Origin of the sequence: Noviherbaspirillum album (assembly GCF_035916955.1) — a bacterium.
Taxonomy (GTDB): Bacteria; Pseudomonadota; Gammaproteobacteria; order Burkholderiales; family Burkholderiaceae_D; genus Noviherbaspirillum; species Noviherbaspirillum album.
Window position 1 is genome coordinate 1 of sequence record NZ_JAWIIV010000115.1, and the last position, 1217, is coordinate 1217.

Annotated in this window: 1 protein-coding gene; it reads left to right on the forward strand. The window is 62.7% G+C overall.

The genetic code is table 11. The features are described 5' to 3' along the window. Window positions 1-548: plasmid replication initiator TrfA (gene trfA / locus RY831_RS32950; protein ID WP_326510492.1), on the forward strand; the 548-nt coding region annotated here is incomplete at its 5' end. Window positions 549-1217: the final 669 nt, after the last annotated feature.

The following is a 1217-nucleotide window of genomic DNA, read 5'->3' on the forward strand; positions in this document are numbered from 1 at the left end:
TGGGCCATGAAGTGTCGTTCACGGCCTACTCGATGCTCAAATCCATGGGCTGGCCGACCTCGGCGCCATCGTACGAGCGACTGCGGCTGTGTATTCTCAGGCTCACCGCCAACGCGGTGGAGATCCGCTTCGATGCCGGCTCGGGCAAGCGCGGCTATGGCGGCACGCTGGTGCAGGAGTTCACGTTCAAGGACGAAAGCGACCGGCAGTGGAAGGTAAGGCTCAATCCCAAGCTCATCACCCTGTTCGGCACCGATGCGTACACGCAGCTGGACTGGAGGCAGAGGCTCAAGCTGCGCTCGCCGCTGGCGAAGTGGCTGCACGGTTTTTACTACACGCACCGGGAGCCGTTCGGCTACAAGGTGGAGACGCTCAAGGGCTTGTGCGGATCGTCGGCGCAGCAGCTGTACCACTTTCGCAATGGTTTGAAGAAGGCGCTGGAGCTGCTGGTCGAGCAGGGCTTTCTGAAGTCATGGAAGATCGATCCGATGACCGACGTGGTGACGGTGGTGCGCAACGCCCGTCCGCAGGGGCTGCTTGGCGCCTAAGGTTGCCATCGAAACTGCATCAGATGTGATGGACTCGTATCCCGAGCGTTGAGAGGCCGCGCGCCCATGGCAGGACTGTGGACGCGCTTTCTGATGAATTATTCAAGCCATTGATTTTCCAAGGTTTTCCGGGGAGGTGCTCGCTCGGAAAACGTCCTTTGCGCATGCCGCTGCCGGTGTTGCCTCACCCGACCTGCGCCCATTCCTGCAACTGCACAGCCGTTCCGATTGCGCATCCCGCCACGCTCGAACGACGATAGCGATGAGATTTCGGCTACGGCGGGCCGTGCCCGACGCCGGCGCGGTCAGTCCTGCCCACGCTTCAGCGACGTGTTCTGCTCCTCCATGCGGCCCAACCACGCTCGAAAAACGTGTCCGCCGGCCCGACGCGCGCCGCCGCATCCCGCCACGCTCGACCAACGTCACTTCCACCACCGTAAGCAGGGACTTACTGTGCCCGCACACGTCGTTCGAGCGTGGCTTGCCTTCGCTTTGGCATGCCGGCACCGCCTGCAGCCCTCGCTCGGACAACGACACTGCGCCGCCCGCTGCTCCGCAGCCGCCGACCCACGCTCGAACAACGATAAAAGCGCCACTTGTCCACAGAATCAGTTCCCCAACCCACGCTCGACAAACGTGTTTCAACGCTGCAACGACGAGCCGCCACGC